The organism is Solibacillus sp. FSL R7-0682, from assembly GCF_038005985.1.
Lineage (GTDB): Bacteria > Bacillota > Bacilli > Bacillales_A > Planococcaceae > Solibacillus.
This window is the reverse complement of record NZ_JBBOUI010000008.1, coordinates 1-1,647: the sequence shown is the minus strand read 5'-3', so window position 1 is coordinate 1,647 and position 1,647 is coordinate 1. Positions and strand designations below refer to the sequence as shown.

The 1,647-nt window shown below is 42.7% G+C and carries 1 protein-coding gene and 1 rRNA gene; both read right to left on the bottom strand.

All coding sequences use genetic code 11. The features are described 5' to 3' along the window. Nucleotides 1-591: ribosomal RNA gene (locus MKZ17_RS20535) — 16S ribosomal RNA — on the bottom strand; the annotation flags it as partial. Between the two features lie 481 nt (nt 592-1,072). Next, on the bottom strand, nt 1,073-1,647 hold a 575-nt coding region (locus MKZ17_RS20530; protein ID WP_340725659.1), incomplete at its 5' end, for a DNA gyrase C-terminal beta-propeller domain-containing protein.

The following is a 1,647-nucleotide window of genomic DNA, read 5'->3' as shown; positions in this document are numbered from 1 at the left end:
GCCTGCGCGCGCTTTACGCCCAATAATTCCGGACAACGCTTGCCACCTACGTATTACCGCGGCTGCTGGCACGTAGTTAGCCGTGGCTTTCTGGTTAGGTACCGTCAAGGTACCGGCAGTTACTCCGGTACTTGTTCTTCCCTAACAACAGAGTTTTACGATCCGAAAACCTTCATCACTCACGCGGCGTTGCTCCGTCAGACTTTCGTCCATTGCGGAAGATTCCCTACTGCTGCCTCCCGTAGGAGTCTGGGCCGTGTCTCAGTCCCAGTGTGGCCGATCACCCTCTCAGGTCGGCTACGCATCGTCGCCTTGGTGAGCCGTTACCTCACCAACTAGCTAATGCGCCGCGGGCCCATCTGTAAGTGATAGCAGAACCATCTTTCAATCTAATTATATGTATAAATAGATATTATCCGGTATTAGCCCCGGTTTCCCGGAGTTATCCCAGTCTTACAGGCAGGTTGCCCACGTGTTACTCACCCGTCCGCCGCTAATCTTTGGGAGCAAGCTCCCTCAGATTCGCTCGACTTGCATGTATTAGGCACGCCGCCAGCGTTCGTCCTGAGCCAGGATCAAACTCTCCAATAAAGTGTTTGATTAGCTCGTTTGCACCTATGGTGCTTTGTTGCTGATAAATCAGCTTTTTTAGAATTACGCTTGACGTTTTACGTTCGTTCAGTTTTCAAAGAACAATCTCGTTCGCTTCAGAAGCGACTTTATTAATATAACATATCGTGTCATCTGAGTCAACATCTTTTTTTGATGTCAATCAATCTTTCATGTCGTCCTCTTGCTGACTTGAATAAGTATATCAGCAGTAACCACTATTTGCAAGCATTATTCAACAATTATTTTTATAAAATAATTTATTGACCATTTCATTCATAGTTAACACCAAGAAATACCTCCATTGATACTCCTAAAAGAATCTATAAAACCCTATTAGTATAGTCTGTAGTAGTTTGCTAAAGGTAGTCATTAAAATGATCTCATCCTAATAAAAAAGCCGAACACAATTCAATTTTGAAATTTGAATTGTGTCGGCACTCATTTGATTTAAACAATTTGTTTATTCTCTTTCATCTTCACTGTCGATAGATGCTTCAGGCAATTCCTCTGCAGTTTCAAGTGGCTTTGCTCGCTCTTCTCCATCTTTTTCTTCTTCCTTTTCAACTTTTGCTACAGTAGAGACGAATTCATTCACACTTTCATCGATTCGAATAAGTCTTACACCTTGCGTGTTTCTTCCCATAGTTGAAATATCTTCTACTCCCATACGGATAATGACACCGCCAGTGGTAATCAACATGATGTCTTCCTCACCACGTACAGCTTTCATCGTAACGAGATCCCCAGTTTTTTCAGTAATATTGGCCGTTTTAATTCCTTTACCACCACGACCCTGAATACGATAATCATCAGCTGGTGTTTGTTTACCATAACCTTTTTTCGTAACTACTAGAATGTTGTCCCCTTCTTCTAGAACTTCCATTCCCACCACTTCATCTTCTTCACTCAGAGTGATTCCTTTTACACCAGTAGCTGTACGTCCCATAGAACGGACCGCATCTTCAGGGAAACGAATAAGGAGACCATTTTTTGTACCGATGATAATTTCTTTATCTCCATTTGTAAGACGTACAG